We start from the raw sequence: 18,993 nt of genomic DNA, 5'->3' as shown, positions 1-18,993 counted from the left end.
GCGGTCAGGCAATGCCGAGTTCGTCGTCGAGGAGGTCGAACAGCTCCTCGGCGGTGGCGCCGTGCAGGGCGCCGCTGTCGTGTGCCGGGTTGGCGCCGGCCCAGGCGTCGAGCAGGCTGTGCAGGCGGGCGGCGACCTTGGACCGGTCCGGGTCGTCGGCGCTGACGGCGGCCAGGCCCGCTTCGAGGCGGTCCAGTTCGCCGAGCACCGACAGGGCGGAGGCGGCGCGTTCGTCGAGCAGTTCGTCCTGCAGATAGCGGGCCAGCGCCGCGGGCGTCGGCTGGTCGAAGACGATCGTGGCGGGCAGTCGCAGACCTGCGGCGGCGGCGAGCCGGTTGCGCAGGTCGACGGCGGCGAGGGAGTCGAGGCCGCACTCGACCAGCCCGCGGTCGGGCTGGATGGCGTCGGCGGAGGCGTGGCCGAGGACCGCGGCGACCTGGGTCTGCACCATCTCGAGCAGGATCCGCGGCCGGTCGGCGGGTGCCGCGCCGACGAGTCGCCGTTTGAGCGCCGCACCGGGCTCGGCGGCGTCGGCGGAGTTCTCCGCGACCCGGCGGGCGGGTCGACGGACCAGGTTGCGCAGCAGCGGCGGCACCGGGCCGTTGCCGGCCGCGACGGCCGGCTGCAACCCGATCGGCAGGACGACGGGAGTGCCGGCGCCCACCGCCGCGTCGAACGCGGCGAGGCCGGTCTCGGCGGTGAAGGGGGTGATGCCGAAGCTGGTCATCCGGCTGATGTCGGCGTCGCTGAGCTGCCCGGCCATTCCACCGCCGACCGCCCACGGCCCCCAGGCGAGGGAGATCGCGGCGAGGCCGTGGTGGCGGCGGTGCCGGGCGAGTGCGTCCAGGTAGGCGTTGGCCGCGGCGTAGTTGCCCTGTCCCGGGCCGCCGAAGCTGCCGGCCGAGGAGGAGAACAGGACGAACGCGGTCAGGTCCCGGTCCTGGGTGAGCTGGTCCAGGTTGCGGGCGGCGTCGGCCTTGGCGGCCAGGACCGCGGCGACCCGCTGCGGGGTCAGGGAGGCGAGGACACCGTCGTCGACGATGCCGGCGGCGTGCACGACGGCGGTGAGCGGGTGCTCGGCCGCGACGGCGTCGAGGGTGTGGGCGAGCTGTTCGGCATCGGCGGTGTCGCAGGCCGCCACGGTGACGGTCGCGCCGAGCCCGGTCAGCTGCCCGGTCAGTTCGGCGACACCGGGCGCGTCCGGTCCACGTCGGCTGGTCAGCAGCAGGTGCCGTACCCCGTGGGTGGTGACCAGGTGCCGGGCCAGCAGGCCGCCGAGGGCGCCGGTGCCGCCGGTGACCAGGACCGTGCTGTCCGGGTCGATGCCCAGGTCGGCGGGCGCGGCGGTGGCCCGGGTGAGCCGCGGCGCGTAGGCGCGGCCGTCGCGGACCGCTAGTTGCGGTTCGCCGCCGGCGAGAACACCGGGCAGGCTGGCCGCGGAGAGCGGCGAGTCGTCGACGTCGGCGAGCACGATCCGGTCCGGGTCCTCCGACTGCGCGGAGCGGATCAGGCCCCAGGCGGCGGCGTACGCCAGGTCGGGGGCGTCGACGGCGGGGTCCGGGTCGACCGCGCCGCGGCTGAGCAGGATCAGTCGTGCCCCGGCGAAGGCGGGGTCGGCGAGCCAGCGTTGGGCGAGCGCCAGCCAGGCGTCGACCGCCGGGCCGGGTGCGGCCCCGCCGGCCTGCGCCGGGACGAAGACCAGGTCCGGTACGGCGCCCGAGGCGGCCAGCGCGTCCAGGTCCGGGTAGTCGTCGACGAGGGATCCGACGGCGGCCGCGGCGTCGGCCACGAACCCCTCGGGTGCGCCGATGACGGCGTACCGGCCGCCGGTGGGGGCGGCCTGCGGTTCGACGGGTGTCCAGTCCACTGTGAACAGCGGGGCCTCGTCGGTCGGCTGCCGCAGCTGGTTGACCGAGACCGGCCGCAACACCAGCTTGCCGATCGTGGCGACCGGCTGCCCGGTCTGGTCGGCGAGGTCGATGCGGACCCCGTCGTCGCCGTTGGGGACGATCCGCACCCGGGCCACAGCGGCGCCGGTGGCGTGCAGGCCGATGCCGGTCCAGGAGAACGGCATCCGGCTCTGGGTGGGGCTCAGGCCCTGCTGCGCCTCGGCCGCCATGCCGAGGCCCATGGCGTGGGTGGCGGCGTCGAGCAGCGCCGGGTGCACGCCGTAGCGGGTGGCTTCGGTGGCGGTCGGCTCGGCCAGGGCGACCTCGGCATAGATCTCCTCGCCGCGTTGCCAGGCCGCCCGCAGGCCCTGGAAGGCCAGGCCGTACCCGTATCCGAGCTGGGGCAGGAAGTCGTAGAGGAAGTCGACAGCGACCGGGGTGGCGTCGGTGGGCGGCCAGGTCTCGTCCGCGTCGGGTTCTGCGACCGGCACCGAGGAGGCGGTGCCGGCGGCGTGCCGGGTCCACGGACCGTTGTCGTCCCGGTCCGGGCGGGAGTGCACGCTGAGGGTGCGTCGGCCGTCGGCGTCGGCCGGGCCGACGCGGACCTGTAGCCGGGTTCCGGAGTCGTCCGGGATGACCAGCGGCGCTTCCAGGGTGAGTTCCTCGACCTGGCCGCAGCCGGCGTGGTCGGCGGCGTGTGCCGCCATCTCGACGAAGGCGGTGCCGGGCAGGATCGCGGTGCCGAGCACGGTGTGGTCGGTGAGCCAGGGTTGCAGGGCGGTGGCCAGTCGGCCGGTGAACAGCACCTCACCGGTGTCGGCGAGCGTCGTGACGGTGTGCAGCAGCGGGTGGCCGGTGCCGCTGTCGGCGGGATCGGCCGGGTCCGGACGCAGCCAGTAGGGCTGGTGTTGGAAGGCGTACGTGGGTAGCGGGATGCGGCGTGCGTCGGAGCCGGCGTAGACCGCTGTCCAGTCCGGGTCGGCGCCGCGGGTCTGCAGCCGGGCGAGTGCGGTCAGGACGGTGACCGGCTCCGGGTGTCCGGTGCGCAGCGCGGCGACGGCGACCGCCGCCCGGCCGGGCTGCTCGGCGAGGGTTTCCTCGGCCATCGCGGCCAGCACCGGGTCCGGGCCGAGTTCGAGCAGCGTACGGACCTGGCGCTGGTGGAGTGCGAGGACCGCGTCCGCGAAGCGGACCGTCTCCCGGGCGTGCCGCACCCAGTAGTCGGGCGAGGTGAGCTCGGCAGTGGTGGCGAGTTCGCCGGTCAGGGTGGAGACGATGGGGATCTGCGGCGGGTGGTAGGTCACCGCGGTCGCGGCCCGCCGGAACTCGCCGAGCATCGGGTCCAGGTGCGGCGAGTGGAAGGCGTGGCTGACCTGGAGGCGCTTGGCCCGTCGCCCGGTGTCGCGCCAGTGCGTCACGAGCTGCTCGACCGAGGCTTCGTCGCCGGAGACCACAGTGGAGGTCGGTCCGTTGACGGCGGCGACGGTGATCCGGCCGTCCACCCCGTCGAGTGCGGCGAGCACCTCCGCCTCGCCGGCCTGGAGGGCGGCCATCGCACCGCCGTCGGGCAGCGCCTGCATGAGTCGGCTGCGGGCTGCGACCAGGGCGGCCGCGTCGGCCAGGTCGAGGACGCCGGCCACGTGGGCGGCGCTCAGCTCGCCGATCGAGTGCCCGGCCAGGTAGTCGGGGGTGATGCCCCAGTGGGCGAAGAGCCGGAACAGGGCGACCTCGACGGCGAACAGCGCCGGCTGGGTGTATTCGGTGCGATCCAGCAGGTCGACGTGTGCCGGGTCGAGGACGAGGTCGCGGATCGACCGGTCGAGGTGGGCGTCCAGGTGGGCGCAGACCGCGTCGAACGCGTCGGCGTAGACCGGGTACGCGTCGTACAGCTCCCGGCCCATCCCGGCCCGCTGGCTGCCCTGCCCGGTGAAGAGCACCGCGGTGCGCCCGTCGACGGTGACGTCGGTGCTGAGCGCGGGAGCCGTGGTGTCGTCGCGCAGGGCGGTGAGGCTCAGGCGTACCTCGTCGAGGTCGGTCGCGACGATGGTCGCGCGGTGGTCGAGGGCCGCGCGGGTCGTGGCCAGTGACCAGCCGAGGTCGGTGAGGTGCGCGGCGGGCTCGTCGGTGAGGTGGTCGAGCAGCGCCGCCGCCTGAGCCCGCAGGGCGGGGGCGGTCGCGGCGGAGAGCGTGACCGGTACGGCGGGAAGCGACCCGCCGCCGGTCGGCGCCACCGGTGCCGGGGCCGCCGGGTGTTCCAGGATGACGTGAGCGTTGGTGCCGCTCACGCCGAACGACGAGACGGCGCCGCGCCGGGGACGACCGGTGTCCGGCCAGTCGCGGCGCTCGGTGAGCAGCCGGACGGTGCCGGCGGACCAGTCGACGTGCGGTGACGGCTCGTCGGCGTGCAGGGTGCGGGGCAGCACCCCGGCCCGCAGCGCGAGGACGGTCTTGATGACTCCGCTGACGCCGGAGGCGGCCTGGGTGTGGCCGATGTTGGACTTCAGCGAGCCCAGCCACAGCGGGTCCGCCTCGTCGCGGCCGGAACCGTAGGCGTTGATGACGGCCTGCGCCTCGATCGGGTCGCCGAGGACGGTGCCGGTGCCGTGCGCCTCGACCACGTCGACGTCGGCGGCCGTGAGTCCGGCATCGGCGAGCGCGGCGTGGATGACCCGCTGCTGGGCGGGGCCGCTCGGGGCGGAGAGGCCGTTGGAGGCGCCGTCCTGGTTGACCGCGCTGCCCCGGATGACGGCGAGGACCTGGTGGCCGTTGGCCTCGGCGTCGCGGAGCCGTTCGACGACCAGGACGCTGACGCCCTCGGCCCAGCCGGTGCCGTCCGCGTCCGCGCCGAATGCCTTGCACCGGCCGTCGGCGGCCAGGCCGCGTTGCCGGCTGAACTCGACGAAGACCATCGGGTTGCCGATCACCGCGACGCCGCCGGCCAGGGCCAGGTCACATTCGCCGCGCCGCAGCGACTGGGCGGCCAGGTGCAGGGCGACCAGCGACGACGAGCAGGCGGTGTCGACGGTGAGCGCCGGGCCTTCGAGGCCGAGCGCGTACGAGATGCGGCCGGAGATGACAGCGGTGGCGGTGCCGGTGAGCAGATAGCCCTCGGTGCCCTCGGGGGCGTTGCGGACGCCGGCGCCGTAGCCCTGGCTCGACGCGCCGACGAACACGCCGGTCCGGCTGCCGCGCAACGAGTGCGGGTCGATTCCGGCCCGTTCGAAGCCCTCCCAGGCGGTCTCCAGGAGGAGCCGCTGCTGGGGGTCGGTGGCGAGCGCCTCGCGGGGGGAGATGCCGAAGAAGTCGGCGTCGAAGTCGGCGGCCTCGTGCAGGAATCCGCCGGAGCGGGTGTAGCTGGTGCCCGGGTGGTCCGGGTCGGGGTGGTAGAGGGCTTCCACGTCCCAGCCGCGGTCGGCCGGGAAGTCCCCGATCGCGTCGCGGCCGTCGAGCACCAGTTGCCACAGGTCGTCCGGGTTGCGGACGCCGCCGGGCAGGCGGCAGCTCATCGCCACGATGGCGACCGGCTCGTCGGTCGTGGCGGGAGCCGTAGTGGGGTTCGCCGACGGGGCCGGGACGGTGCCGGCCACCTCGTCGCGCAGCAGCCTGGCGATGGCCTGGACGTTGGGGTGGTCGAAGGCGAGCGTGGTGGGCAGCCGCAGGCCGGTCGCGGTGCAGAGCCGGTTGCGGAACTCGACGGCCGACAGGGAGTCGAAGCCGAGGTCGCGCAGTGCCCGGTCCGGGGTGACGGCGGAGGCGTCGGCGTGCCCGAGCACCGCGGCGGCCTCGCCGCGCACCAGGTCGACCAGGAACGTGTCGCGTTCCCCGGGTGTCATCCCGGCGAGTTGCTCGCGCAGCCCGGCGGCCTGGCTGTCGTCGTCGGGAGCCGCGGCGGACAGCGCGGTGCGGGCGTCGTCCAGGTCGGCGAGCAGGGCGCTGGGCCGTCCGACGGTGAAGGACGGGGCGAACCGGTCCCAGCGCACGTCGGCGACAGTGACGGTGGCCTCGCCGAGCCCGACCGCCTGCGCCAGCGCGACAGTGGTCTGCTCGGGCGGCATCGGCGGCAGGCCGCGGCGCAGCAGGTGGTCGGCGGTCTCCTGTTTGGTGGCCATACCGCCGCCGCCCCAGGCGCCCCAGGACACGGCGGTGGCGGCGCAGCCGCGGGCCCGGCGAGACTCGGCGAGCGCGTCCAGGTAGGCGTTGCCGGCGGCGTACGCGATCTGCCCGCCGCTGCCCCAGGTGCCGGCGACGGAGGAGAACAGCACGAACGCGTCCAGGTCGTCGGGCTCGCCGAAGAGCCGGTCGAGGTTCGCGGCGCCGGTGACCTTGGCGTCGAGCACGTGGGCGAACTCGGCGAGGGTGACGTCGGCGATCGGCGTGTGCTGGGCGACACCGGCGGTGTGGATGACGGCACGGATCGGGTCGCCGGCGTCGGCGCTGTCGCGGACCAGTGCGGTGATCGCGTCGAGGTCGGCGACGTCGCACGCGGCGACGGTGACCCGCACACCGGTCGCGGTGAGTTCCTCGGTCAGCTCGGCGGCCCCGGGCGCGGCCGGACCCCGCCGGCTGGTGAGGATGAGGTGGTCGGCGCCGTTGCGGGCGAGCCACCGGGCGAGTTCGGTGCCGATGCCGCCGGTGCCACCGGTGATGAGGACGGTGCCGGTCGGCTGCCAGGTGGGCGCGGTGCCGGTGGCGGCGCGGGTCAGCCGGCGGGCGAGGACACCGGACGAGCGCACGGCGACCTGGTCCTCGACGCCGTCGCCGGCGGTGATGCCGGTCAGGACCGCGCAGAGCCTGTCGGCGGCCCGCTCGTCGAGGGTTTCCGGCAGGTCGACGAGACCGCCCCAGGAGGCGGACTGTTCCAGGGCGGCGACCCGGCCGAGGCCCCAGACGAACGATTGCGGGACCCGGCGTACCGGGTCGGCCGGGCCGGTCGAGACCGCGCCACGGGTGGCCGCCCAGACCGGGGTCTGCGGGTGGGTCTCGCGCAGGGCGGCGAGCAGGTCGGTGGTGGCGGCGGTGCCCCGGGTGAGGGCCCGGTGCTGGTCGGTTGGGTGTTCGTCGAGGGCGAGCAGGGACAGGATGCCGACCGGGGTGGCGCCGTCGAGCGCCCGGGCGAGTTCCGCCTCGGGGGTGACGGTGACAGTCGCGCCGGCCCGGGTCATCCGGTCGGTGATCGTCGAGACCAGGTCCTGGTCGGTGCCCGCCGGCACGAGCAGCAGCCAGCCGCCGTCGAGTCGCGGCTGCGGCAGGTCGGTGCGCGGTCGCCAGGTCACCCGGTAGCGCCAGGTGTCCAGCGCCCGGTGCTCGCGGCGTCCCCGACGCCAGTCGCCCAGGTGCGCGACGGCGTCGTTGAGGTGGCCCATGCCGAGACCGGTCAGGTCCCCGTTGTCGACGGCCGCCCAGAACTCGGCGTCGACCGGGTCGGCGGCGACCAGCTCGGGGGCCGGGTCCGGCCAGAACCGGCGCCGTTGGAAGGCGTACGTGGGCAGGTCGGTGCGCCGGGCCTCGGGCAGCACGGTGGACCAGTCGACGGGGGCGCCGGCGACGTGCGCCTCGGCGAGCGCGCGGACGATCCGCCGCTGGTCGCCTTCGCCACGGCGCAGCGTGTGCAGGACCGGGGTGGTGACCGTGTCGCTGATCCCGGCGGTCAGCACCGGGTGCGGGCTGATCTCCAGGAAGAGACGGTTGCCGGCGGTGGCCGCTGCGGTGACGGCCTGGTCGAGGCGGACCGGGTTGCGCAGGTTGGCATACCAGTAGCCGGCGTCGAGGGCGCCGCCGTCGGCGAGGGCGCCGGTGACGGTGGACAGGAACGGCACCGACGCCGGGCCGGCGGTGATGCCGGCCAGCGCGGTGGTCAGTTCGGCCGCGACCGGTTCCACGGCGTCGCAGTGCGAGGCGTAGTCGACAGCGACCCGTCGGGCCCGGACGCCCGCCGTCTCGCACCGGGTCAGGAAGGCGTCCACGGCCTCGGCCGGGCCGGCGACCACGACGGCGGACGGCCCGTTGACGGCGGCGATCGTGACGCCGTCGGCCAGCAGGTCTTCGACGGTGCCGAGCGGGGCGCTGACCGAGACCATGCCGCCGGTGCCGGCGAGCTGGAGCAGGGCCCGGCTGCGCAGCGCGACGACCTTCGCGCCGTCCTGGAGGGACAGCGCGCCGGCCACGACCGCGGCGGCGATCTCACCCTGGGAATGGCCGATCACCGCCGAGGGGGTGACGCCGTGGCTGCGCCAGAGTTCGGCCAGCGACACCATCACGGCCCAGAGCGCCGGCTGCACCACGTCGACCCGGTCGAGCAGGCCGGGGTCGTCGGAGCGGAGCACGTCGAGCAGGTCCCACTCGACGTGCGGGCTGAGCGCGTCGGCACAGGCGGCGATCCGGTCGGCGAAGACCGGCGCGGTGTCGAGCAGGTCGGCGGCCATGCCACTCCACTGGGAGCCCTGGCCGGGGAAGACGAAGACCACCTCGGCGTCACCGACGGCGGTGCCGGTGACCACGTCGGTGTCGGTGGTGCCGCCGGGTGTGGCGAGGGCGGCGAGGCCGGCCCGGTGCCGCGGGCCGAGGACGACCGCGCGGTGGGCGAGCACCGAGCGGGCGGTACGCAGCGTGTGCGCGACGTCCGCCGGTTCGGTGCCGGCGCCGGGGCCGTCGAGGTGGGCGGCCAGCCGCGACGCCTGGTCCCGCAGGGCGTCGGCGGTGGCGGCGGAGATCAGCCAGGGAAGCTCCCCGGCGCTCGGTGCGACCGGCTCGGCCGGCTCCACCACCGACGCCGGCTCGGCGGCCGGTGCCTCCTCCAGGATGACGTGGGCGTTGGTGCCGGACATCCCGAACGACGACACCCCGGCGCGGCGCGGTCGCTCGCCGGTCGGCCAGGGACGTTCCTCGGTGAGCAGGCGTACGTTGCCGGCGGTCCAGTCGACGTGCGGGGTCGGCTCGTCGACGTGCAGGGTCCGGGGCAGCGTCTCGTGCCGCAGCGCCTCGACCATCTTGATGACACCGCCGACGCCCGCAGCACCCTGGGAGTGCCCCAGGTTGGACTTGAGGGAGCCGAGCCACAGCGGACGATCCTCGGGCCGGTCCTGGCCGTACGTGGCGATCAGCGCCTGGGCCTCGATCGGGTCACCGAGCACGGTGCCGGTGCCGTGCGCCTCGACGGCGTCCACGTCGGCGGTGGTCAGCCCGGCGTTGGCGAGAGCCTGCAACACGACGCGCTGCTGGGCGGGGCCGTTGGGGGCGGTGAGCCCGTTGGACGCGCCGTCCTGGTTGACGGCGGAGCCGCGCAGCACGGCGAGGATCGGGTGGCCGTTGCGTTGGGCGTCGCCGAGCCGCTCCAGCATGAGCAGGCCCACGCCCTCGGACCATCCGGTGCCGTCCGCGGCGCCGGCGAACGACTTGCACCGTCCGTCCGGGGCGAGACCGCGCTGGCGGCTGAAGCCGATGAACGCGGTCGGCGAGGCGAGGATGGTGGCGCCGCCGGCCAGGGCCAGGTCGCACTCGCCCAGGCGCAGCGCCTGACCGGCGAGGTGCAGGGCGACCAGCGACGACGAGCAGGCGGTGTCCAGTGTGACGGCCGGTCCCTCCAGGCCGAGCAGGTACGCGACGCGGCCGGAGATCACGCTGGGCGCGGTGCCGGTGAGGAAGTAGCCCTCGCTGCCCTCGGGCGGGTTCTGCTGGAGCAGCGAGACGTAGTCCTGGGTGCTCGGGGTGCCGGCGAAGATGCCGGTCCGGGTGCCGCGCAGGTGGTGCGGGTCGATGCCGGCCCGTTCGGTGGCCTCCCACGCGGTCTCCAGCAGCAGCCGCTGCTGCGGGTCCATCGCCATCGCCTCGCGCGGGCTGACGCCGAAGAACTCGGCGTCGAAGGCGGCCAGGTCGGCCAGGAAGCCGCCGTCGCGGGTGTAGCAGGTGCCCGGGTTGTCGGGGTCGGGGTGGTAGAGCCCGTCGAGGTCCCAGCCGCGATCGGTGGGGAATGCGCCGATGCCGTCGCGTCCCTCGGCGACCAGCTGCCAGAGGTCCTCGGGGCTGTGCACCCCGCCGGGATAGCGGCAGGCCATGCCGATCAGGGCGATCGGCTCGGAGCCGGCCGACTCCAACTCCCGAATGCGTTGACGCGCCTTGTGCAGGTCGGTCGTCACCCATTTCAGATAGTCCCGGAGCGTTTCTTCGCTTGCCATACGATGCCACCTCTTCAAGGCAGAGCGACCCGGAATGAGCTGGGCCGGAATACGGCGATCCGCAATCAGGACGCTATGGAAGCCCTGGTGGGCCAACAACCCCTGCGGGGTCGCGACGGACCCTCGCGCGCCCCGACGGCACCCCGATGCCGGTCAGCCGGTAGGGGTAGGTAGGGGATATCTACGGGGGTGCCCCGGGAGTCATTCTCAATACACAAAGCACGGAGCAGAACGGGACGGCAGCGAGGAAGCGCCGATCCGGGCTCCGCCGGAAGGACCGGGTGACTCTTCGGGAGGGCAGAACAATGACCACGACGCTGTTGACGCCGATCGATGCTTCTACTGACACTTTCGGCCCGCCGGCCGAGCTGAGCAGGTTCCTGGGTCAGCACTACTTCAGTCACGACGCCGCCAACCCGGCGACCAACCCGCCGCTGGACTTCGAGAAGGCGGCCTTCCACTCCCGGACGGTGGTGACCGCCGAGCAGCTCACCTCCGTGGTGCAGGTCAACCTCGTCGGTGGGCCCAGCGTCATCCCGCGCAGCCTCGTCGTCAGCAAGACACTGGCGGCGAACGAGAAGCTGAAGATCTGCCACCTGGACGGGTACGAGCACTTCGAGCGTGACGCGGAGCTGGCCAACGTGTTCGTCTGGTCGATGCGTACCTCGATGGCTTTCTGACCAGCGCCGCCGGCCTCGGTGCCACGGCCCCTGCGAGGGGCATGGCGCCGAGGCCGGCGGCGTTGGGGGTGGCGCGGTTCAGGCGAGCTGGCGGCGCAGCAGCCGCAGGGACCAGGTGGTGCTGAGGACCAGCAGGCCGATCGCGACCAGCGCGCCGATCAGCACGATCTGCTGGTCGTAGTTGCCGCTGATCAGCTCACGCTCGGCCTCGACGACGTAGCTGAGCGGGTTGGCCCGGGACAGGTAGTACAGCCAGTCCGGGGCGCGGTCCATGGGCAGCAGCACACCGGACAGCAGCATCAGCGGCACGACGATGCCGCTGACCACCGGGGCCAGCGCGAACTCGTGCTTGAGTTTGAGCGCCAGGCCGTAGGAGGTGAAGCCGACCGCGACCGCGGTGATGGCGAGCAGGACCAGCCCGGCCAGGATCGGCAGTACGCCGGCCCGGAAGCCGAGGATGAACGCCAGCCCGATCATCAGGATGGCTTGGACGAGCAGGAGCACCACGTCCTTGAGGACCCGGCCGGTGAGCAGGGCGACCCGGCTGAGCGGGGTGACCTGCATCCGCTCCAGCACTCCGGAGCGGGTGTCCGGGATCAGGGAGAAGCCGGCGTTGGCGGTGATGAACAGGGCGAGCTGGATGAGCATGCCGGGGACGAACCACTGCCATGAGCTGAGGCCGCTCTCGTCGGTGGTGTCGCTCAGCAACGGCCCGAACAGGACCAGGTAGACCAGGGGCACCGCGACACCGACGATCAGCGTGCCGGGGCTGCGGAGGGCGGGACGGACCGCCCGGTCGAACGTCAACCAGGTGTCTCGCAGGAACGACATGGGGATCCTCACTTCACAGGCCCGGGAACGCCGGGGCGGTCTCGCTGTCGCGAAGGCTGCGTCCGGTGACGGTCAGGAACACGTCGTCGAGTGTCGGCCGGCTGGTTCGCACCGAGAACACGTCGACGTTGATGCGGTCGAGTTCGCGCAGCAGGCCGGGCAGCACGCGGTCGCCGCGGGCGATGCGGAACCGGACGGTCGCGCCGTCGACGGTCACCTCCGTCGCGCCGTCGAGTCGCTCGGCGGCGGCGGCGGTTTCCGGGGACGCGGAGGTTTCCAGGGTCACCAGATCGCCGTTGACCTGGGCCTTGAGCTCGTCGGCGGTGCCCTCGGCGACGATCCGGCCGCCGTCGATGACGAGGATCCGGTCGCAGAGGCTGTCGGCCTCGTCCAGGTAGTGGGTGGTGAGGAAGACCGTCGTCTCGTAGTCGCGGCGCAGGTTGCGGATGTGGTCCCACAGGTTGCTGCGGCTCTGCGGGTCCAGTCCGGTGGACGGCTCGTCGAAGAAGACCACCGGCGGCCGGTGCAGCACGCCCATCACGATGTCGATGCGTCGCTTCTGGCCGCCGGACAGGGCACCGATCATGCGGTCCTCGAGGCCGGTCAGGTCGTACTGGTCCAGCATCTCGGCGACCCGGGTGCGGGCGACCGACGCGGACAGGCCCTGGAGTCGGGCGTGGGTGACCAGCTCCTCGCGGACCTTGTACTCGACGCCGGCCGAGGAGTTCTGGCCGACGTAGCCGATCAGCTTACGGACCCCGGCGGGGTCGCTGAGCAGGTCGCAGCCGCCGATGTTGGCCTCACCGGAGGTGGGCCGCAGCAACGTGGTCAGCATCCGCAGCGTGGTGGACTTGCCGGCTCCGTTGGGGCCGAGGAAGCCGACCATCTCGCCGGAGGAGACGTCGAGGTCGATGCCGCGTACGGCTTCGACGGTGAACTTGTTGATCTGGAACGTCTTGGTCAGACCGCGCGCCTTGATCATCGGTGGTCTCCTCTCGACAGGGATCCCACCGTCGGCGGAAATCCTCGAAAACGGCGCTGGCACCGGCATTCGCCTATCGCAACCAGCATCGGGAGAGGCCTGTGCACGGACAACCCTTAGCGGGCCCCCTAGCTCCCGTAGGCCAGCTCAGATGGCCCGTGATCCGGTCCGCGACCGTTCCGGTCGGCACCGGTCCGCGCCTACGATCATCGTCGTGAGTGTTCCCGGCACGGTCCCGCACGGCAGGTTGTTGGCGATCAGCGATCTGCACGTCGGCTATGCCCGCAACCGGGAGACGGTGCTCGGGCTGCGCCCGGGGCACGCCGAGGACTGGTTGATCGTCGCCGGCGACGTCGGCGAGAAGATGGCCGACGTCCGGTGGGCGCTGACAGTCCTCGCCGAGCGCTTCGCCACGGTGATCTGGGTGCCGGGCAACCACGAGCTGTGGACGCCCGCCGACGACCCGGTCCAGCTGCGCGGCGAAGAGCGCTACCGCGAACTCGTCCGGATGTGTCGTGACCTGGGCGTCGTCACGCCCGAGGACGACTTCCCGGTGTGGCGCGGGGCCGGCGGCCCGGTCGTCGTGGTGCCGCTGTTCGTGCTCTACGACTACACGTTCCGCCCGCCGGGCACCACGAAGGAGCAGGCGCGCCACTGGGCCGAGTCGGCCGGGATCGTCTGCACCGACGAGTTCCTGCTGCACGCGGACCCCTACCAGGGCGCCGACGACTGGTGTCGGGCCCGGCTGCGGGAGTCCGAGCGGCGCCTCGCCGCGTGCGATCCGGCGCTGCCGACCGTGCTGGTCAACCACTTCCCGCTGACCCGGGAGCCGACCTGGGTGCTGCGGTATCCGCAGTTCGCCCAGTGGTGCGGCACCACCGGCACCGCGAGGTGGCACCTGGAGCACCGGGCGGCCGTGGTGGTCTACGGCCACCTGCACATCCCGAGGACCACCCTGGAGGACGGGGTCCGCTTCGAGGAGGTCTCGCTCGGCTACCCCCGCGAGCAGGACCTGTACGGCCGGCACGGTGACCCGCTGCGTGTCATTCTTCCCGCCGGCGAGCCGTCCTGACCGAAGCGGGCGCACCCCCGTCGCATGGTCGCTTCCCCAAGCCCGCCCCGCCCGGTTCGCGCCGGCCCGTTGGCCGTGCGCACCCCCGCTGAGATGGCCCACGCACACCGCGGCCCCGCCACGCGTCGACGCGGTGCGGGGCCTGGTGTGCGGGGTCAGACGGTCGCGGACAGGTCGAGTTCGAGGTGGGCCGGCAGGTCGGTACGCCCCACCACGCCGAGCTTGCGGTAGATGCGCGTCAGGTGCTGCTCCACGGTGCTCACCGTGATGTAGAGCTTGTCGGAGATCTCCCGGTTGGTGTAGCCGATCGCGGCCAGGGCCGCGACCCGGCGTTCGGCGTCGCTGAGCATCGCGGCGCTGCCGGTGACGCTCGGCTGTGCCGCGGCGGTCTCCTTGTCGTCCCAGCCGATGTCCCGCGAGAGCCGACGGAGCAGTGGCTGTGCGTCGCACTCCTCCGCCAGGGCCCGGGCCCGCCGGCCGATCATTCCCGCCCGCCGCGACTCACCCAGAGCGTGGTACGCCTCGGTCAGGTCGACGAGCACCCGGGAGTGCTCGTACCGGTCGGCGCCGGACTGCAACAGGTCGGCCGCCTGCCGCAGCAGCATCGGCCGGTGCCGCAGCTGGCTGGTCGCGGCGAGCAGGCGCAGCGCCGAGCCGTGCACGCGCGGCATGTCCTTGCCGCAGCGACCCAGCTGATCCTCGATGAGCCGGCGGGCCTGGTCCGGGCGTCCCATCCGCAGCAGCGCCTCGGCGGCGTCGGTGCGCCACGCCACCAGACCCGGAGCGTCCAGCTCCCAGGTGGTCATCAGCTCACCGCACTTCTGGAAGTCGCGCAGCGCCAGCGGCAGGTGGCCGGTGGCCATGCTGTAGCGACCACGCGCGTGCAGGTAGTGCAGCCCGTACCGGGTCTGGAACATCGTCTCCGGAACCGGCTGGTCCAACCACTCGGCGACCTCTTCGAAGCGACCCATCGCGGTGCAGGCCGTCACCAGGCTGGCCAGCGGCACACCGACGGCCACCCCCCAGCTGCTCGGCGGCATGATCTCCAGGGCCAGACGGGCGTGCCGGGCCGCGCCGGGCAGGTCACCGAGGCGCAGAGCCACCTCGGCCCGGATCGCGGAGAGCCGGGCCTGCCGGCTGGGTGCGCGCCGGGTGTGCGCCTCCTCGATGAACAGGTCACACCACGGCGCGGCCTGCTCGGCGTGTCCGCCGTAGGTGAGGGTGAGCAGGGCGCTCTCCACCGTGTCCAGGCTCATCTCGTCGAGCCGGGAGCTGCGCAGGATGCGCTCGACGACCCCGGCCACGCTCTCCGACGGGGTGGCGCTGAGCACCGTGGACAGCGCGTTGGCGGCTTCCAGGCGACGGCTTGCCGAGACCGTGGAGACGGTCACCGGGGCCGGCCGGAAGTGCTGGGCCAGCGGTGCGTACGAGCAGCGCAGCCAGGGCCGGGTCATGGCCAGCTCACCGGCGGCGGCCGGGTCGAGGTCCACTCCGGTGGCCGCGAGGTGCTCCAGGATCACCTCCGCCTCGGCGAGCTGCCCGTGCCACAGCAGCGCCTTGGCCAGGATCACCGCGTCGCTGCCCTGGAGGAAGCCCTTGTCCAGGGCCCCGGCGAGCTCGGGCAGGTAGCTGCTGGAGGAGCTGGGGTTGACCCGCCACTCCGCGCGTACCAGAGTGGTCATGATCTTGATCTTCTGCCGTTCGTCGGTGCAGGCCCGCCAGGCCAGCTTGAGGTAGCTGACGGCCGACTCCACCTGACCCTCGCGCAGGGCCTGCCGGGCTGCGTCCTCCAGCGCCGCCACTCCCCACGCCTCGCTGGCCTCCTTGGCGCACAGCAGGTGCTCGGCCACGACCCGCGCGGACGCGCCGCCGTCGTAGGCGAGCACCGCCGCGCGCCGGTGCAGCTCCGCCCGCTCGTCCTGGTCGAATCCGGCGAGCACGGCGGCCGCGGCCACCGGGTGCCGGAACCCACCGAGGGTGAAGATGCCGGCCGTGGTCAGAGCCCGCATGGCCTGCGCGACCACGCCGGCGTCGGTGCGCAGGAGCCGGTCGAGCGCTTCGGTGTCGGCGAGCACGGCGACGCCGCGGGCGACCTCCAGCAGCTGCGGATCGCCGCGGCGCAGGCAGGACACGACGGCCTGGGCGTACCGCTCCCCCACCACCACCTCGTCCGGCGCGGCGCCGGTCTCCTCGGTGGCGGTCTGGTAGTCCTCCAGCAGGCCGCTGACCAGCAGAGGGTTACCGCCGGTGAGCTGGTACCACTGGCCGGCGAGCCGTTCGGCGACCTCCGCTCCGACCGTCTCGGCGGCGAACTGCTGGACGCCGAGGCCGGTGAGCGGGGTCAGCTTGACCCGGCTGCCGTGCCCCGGGCGCAGCAGTTCCGCCTGCCAGGACGGTTCCGCGCTGCGTCCGAACTCGGTCTGGGTGAAGGCGACCAGGACCGGCGCGAACCGGGCGCGGCGGGCCAGGTACGCCAGGCAGACCACCGAGGCGCGGTCGGCCTGGTGCACGTCGTCGACGAGCAGGGCCAGCGGGTAGCGCTCGGCCAGTTCCAGCAGGATGGTGCAGAGCCCGTGCACGATCTGCACGTCGATGTGCTCGTTGTCGTCGCGGTTGTCGGCGGCCAGGGCCGCTACCGTTCCCTCGTGCAGCAGGCTCATCGCCCGCTCACGCTCACGGTCCTGCAGGGGCGCGTCGTGGAAGAGCTGGCTGAGCAGCGCCAGGGGCAGGTTGCGCTCGGCGTGGGCGCCGCTCGCGGTGACCGCGAGTGCACCGAAGTCGACCGCCCGGTCGGCCAGGGTGTGCAGTAGTTCGCTCTTGCCGGTGCCGACGGTGCCGGTGATCATCGCCACCCGGCCACGGCCCGCGACCGCCTCGGTGAGCAGACCCTCGAGGCCGGCCACCGCCTTGTCTCTTTCAACGAGTCCCATGTGGATCTCCCCAGGTCTGGTGTGGTGAACGGCCTCGATTGGTGTTCAGCCGGCCAGGTTGAGGCCGACGGTGCCGGCCAGGACCGGGCGCAGCCGGGGCGGCGCGGGGTGCATCGCCGGGGCGTCGAGATCCCCGACGGTTTCCAGGGCGTTGCCGGAGCGGAGGGCGCGGCTGAGCGCGGCGCGGACGGCGGCGAAGGCCGCGGTGTCCGGCTCGGCGTCGATGCCGACCCCCCAGACGGTACGGGTGCCGAGGCGACACTCGGCGTAGACGACCACGTCGTCGCGCTCGCACACGGCGCCAACCCCGGTGCGGTGCACGGCGCGCACGTCGATCCCCCAGGACAGCATCGTGGTGCGGATCTGCTCGACCGCGTCGGCCCGGGCGGCGCCGACGGTGAACCCGCCGCCGCCGACGTGCAGCTCGGTGGCGACCATGTCGCGGAAGCGCAACGGCACCGACAGCGGGCGCTGCACGACGTACTCCTTCAGGAACAGCTCCCCGATGCGGGCCGGTGGGATCTCCACCCCGGCGGCGTCGGCCTGCGCCTGGACCACGCCGGCGAATTCCAGCTGAAGGTCGCGCGGCAGGCGCAGACCGTGCCGGCTGGCCAGCACGTAGGCGACGCCGCCCTTGCCGGACTGGCTGTTGATCCGCACCACGGTCTCGTAGGTGCGGCCGACGTCCTCCGGGTCCAGCGGCAGGTACGGCACCTCCCAGGGCAGGTCGTCGACGGACGCGCCGATCGCCATCGCGGCCCGGGCTCGCTCGTCGAAGCCCTTCTTGATGGCGTCCTGGTGGGAGCCGGAGAACGCGGTGTAGGCCAGGTCCCCGCCGTACGGGTGGCGCGGGTGCACCGGCAACTCGTTGCAGTACTCGACGGTGCGCCGGATCCGGTTGATGTCGGAGAAATCGATGCCCGGGTCGACGCCCTGGGTGTAGAGGTTGAGCCCAAGCGTGACCAGGCAGACGTTGCCGGCCCGCTCGCCGTTGCCGAACAGGCAGCCCTCGATCCGCTGCGCGCCGGCGAGGGTCGCCAGCTCCGCGGAGGCGACCCCGGTGCCGCGGTCGTTGTGCGGGTGCACCGAGAGGCACACGTGCTCGCGGTGGGACAGGTTGCGGTCCAGCCACTCGATCTGGTCGGCGAAGATGTTCGGCATGGTCCGCTCGACAGTGGTCGGGAAGTTCAGGATGATCGGTCGGTCCGGCTCCGGCTGCCACACGTCCATGACCGCTTCGCAGACCTCGAGTGAGAACTCCAGCTCGGTGTCGTTGAACAGCTCGGGCGAGTACTGGTAGCGCAGGTCGGTGCCGGCGAGGGTGCGTTCCGCGTACTTCATCATCAGCCGTGTCCCCTGGACCGCGAGGTCCAGGCACTCGGCCCGGGTCATGCCGAAGACGACCCGGCGAAACAGCGGCGAGGTGGCGTTGTAGATGTGGATGCGTGCGCGGGGAGCGCCGGCCAGGCTCTCCACGGTGCGGCGGATCAGCTCGTCGCGGGCCTGCGTCAGCACCGTGATGCAGACGTCGTCCGGAATCAGGTCGTCCTCGATCAGCAGCCGGACGAAGTCGTGATCGTCCTGGCTCGCCACCGGGAAACCGACCTCGATCTCCTTGTAGCCCATCTCCACGAGCAACCGGAACATGGCCAGTTTCCTGGCCGGACTCATCGGGTTGGCCAGCGACTGGTTGCCGTCGCGCAGGTCGGTCGAGAGCCACCGGGGCGCGGTGGTGACCGTACGGCTCGGCCACCTTCGATCCGGCAGGCTCACCGGAGCGGCGGGCAGGTAGCGGCCGGCAGATCGTCGACTCGGGTTCACGATGGGTTCCTTTCCTCGCTGTGAGGAGCCGGGACTTGCGGCCCGGGCGCCACCTGACTCATCCCCGGGTGCCGAAGTACATCGAGTACGAGTAGGGAGTGAGGAGCACCTGGACCTGGCAGGTGTCGGACTCGTCCTGGACGCGGAAGGTGACAGCGATCTCCGGGTAGGCGGCGCTGACGCCGAGGCCGGAGAAGTAGTGGTCGCTGTCGAAGACGATCCGGTAGGGGCCCCTCTCCAGAAGCTCTGCCGCCCAGTCGTCGATGTGGCCGTCGGGGTCGGACTCCGCGTCGGCGACCGGCTTCCAGCCGCCGTCAGAGGCGCGTTCGAGTCGCGCCCGGATGCCCGCCGCGGGGCGGCCGAACACACCGTCCAAAGCTTGCGCCGAAACACTCATGTCGTTTTCACCTGCCAGTCAGTCCCGTCGCTCGTGCCCGCAGTGCGAACGGGCGACGGTTGGTTGCCGGATTCCCGGCCTTGGGCAGAACTGTGCGCCGGCTGGCTATCGGATGGCCTTCGCCGTTCTATCGCCGGCTATCCGCCGCTATCCGATAGCGGTGATAGGGGTTGGCAGGTGAACAGATAACGCGGTGATGGGGCTCGTTCCTACGTTGGTG

The 18,993-nt window shown here is 73.0% G+C and carries 8 protein-coding genes; 2 read left to right on the top strand and 6 right to left on the bottom strand.

Annotation, left to right across the window (positions count from 1 at the left end; all coding sequences use genetic code 11):
• Window positions 1-4: 4 nt before the first annotated feature.
• Entirely contained in the window at window positions 5-10,060 is a 10,056-nt protein-coding gene (locus KBX46_RS13405; RefSeq protein ID WP_210792743.1) for a type I polyketide synthase, read from the bottom strand.
• Between the two features lie 305 nt (window positions 10,061-10,365).
• On the opposite strand from KBX46_RS13405, the gene KBX46_RS13400 reads away from it, so the two are divergent.
• On the top strand, window positions 10,366-10,740 hold the full coding sequence (locus tag KBX46_RS13400) for a DUF5988 family protein (protein ID WP_088947709.1): 375 nt from the start codon (window positions 10,366-10,368) through the stop codon (window positions 10,738-10,740).
• A gap of 78 nt (window positions 10,741-10,818) precedes the next feature.
• Here the strand turns inward: KBX46_RS13400 and KBX46_RS13395 are convergent, their stop codons facing one another.
• Window positions 10,819-11,571: an ABC transporter permease gene (locus KBX46_RS13395; protein WP_099852477.1), complete on the bottom strand. Its 753-nt coding sequence runs from the start codon at window positions 11,569-11,571 to the stop codon at window positions 10,819-10,821.
• Window positions 11,572-11,584: 13 nt separating this feature from the next.
• The gene (locus KBX46_RS13390; protein WP_210792742.1) at window positions 11,585-12,553 is read right to left on the bottom strand and encodes an ATP-binding cassette domain-containing protein; all 969 of its coding nucleotides are present in this window, start codon (window positions 12,551-12,553) and stop codon (window positions 11,585-11,587) included.
• Window positions 12,554-12,767: 214 nt separating this feature from the next.
• On the opposite strand from KBX46_RS13390, the gene KBX46_RS13385 reads away from it, so the two are divergent.
• The gene (locus KBX46_RS13385; RefSeq protein ID WP_307871529.1) at window positions 12,768-13,625 is read left to right on the top strand and encodes a metallophosphoesterase; all 858 of its coding nucleotides are present in this window, start codon (window positions 12,768-12,770) and stop codon (window positions 13,623-13,625) included.
• A gap of 155 nt (window positions 13,626-13,780) precedes the next feature.
• On the opposite strand, the gene KBX46_RS13380 is transcribed toward KBX46_RS13385, so the two are convergent.
• The 3 genes from KBX46_RS13380 to KBX46_RS13370 are packed head-to-tail and all read right to left on the bottom strand — an operon-like array spanning window position 13,781 to window position 18,773.
• Window positions 13,781-16,555, bottom strand: a complete 2,775-nt coding sequence (locus KBX46_RS13380) for a LuxR family transcriptional regulator (RefSeq protein ID WP_210792740.1) — start codon at window positions 16,553-16,555, stop codon at window positions 13,781-13,783.
• A 45-nt stretch (window positions 16,556-16,600) separates the two neighbouring features.
• Window positions 16,601-18,376 carry a 2-isopropylmalate synthase gene (locus KBX46_RS13375; RefSeq protein ID WP_307871530.1) on the bottom strand — a complete coding sequence of 592 codons (1,776 nt, stop codon included), beginning with the start codon at window positions 18,374-18,376 and terminating at the stop codon, window positions 16,601-16,603.
• A 58-nt stretch (window positions 18,377-18,434) separates the two neighbouring features.
• Window positions 18,435-18,773 carry a hydroxyisourate hydrolase gene (locus KBX46_RS13370; protein ID WP_099857337.1) on the bottom strand — a complete coding sequence of 113 codons (339 nt, stop codon included), beginning with the start codon at window positions 18,771-18,773 and terminating at the stop codon, window positions 18,435-18,437.
• Window positions 18,774-18,993 lie beyond the last annotated feature (220 nt).

This window comes from Micromonospora sp. C81, assembly GCF_018070425.1.
In the GTDB taxonomy this organism is placed as follows: domain Bacteria; phylum Actinomycetota; class Actinomycetes; order Mycobacteriales; family Micromonosporaceae; genus Micromonospora; species Micromonospora zamorensis.
The sequence above is the reverse complement of the archived record's forward strand: the minus strand, read 5'-3'. Positions and strand labels throughout refer to the sequence as shown.

Coding starts and splice junctions, on each gene's coding strand:
- KBX46_RS13405 (WP_210792743.1), bottom strand. CDS start 10,060: ATGGCAAGCGAAGAAACGCTCCGGGACTATCTGAAATGGGTGACGACC.
- KBX46_RS13400 (WP_088947709.1), top strand. CDS start 10,366: ATGACCACGACGCTGTTGACGCCGATCGATGCTTCTACTGACACTTTC.
- KBX46_RS13395 (WP_099852477.1), bottom strand. CDS start 11,571: ATGTCGTTCCTGCGAGACACCTGGTTGACGTTCGACCGGGCGGTCCGT.
- KBX46_RS13390 (WP_210792742.1), bottom strand. CDS start 12,553: ATGATCAAGGCGCGCGGTCTGACCAAGACGTTCCAGATCAACAAGTTC.
- KBX46_RS13380 (WP_210792740.1), bottom strand. CDS start 16,555: ATGGGACTCGTTGAAAGAGACAAGGCGGTGGCCGGCCTCGAGGGTCTG.
- KBX46_RS13370 (WP_099857337.1), bottom strand. CDS start 18,773: ATGAGTGTTTCGGCGCAAGCTTTGGACGGTGTGTTCGGCCGCCCCGCG.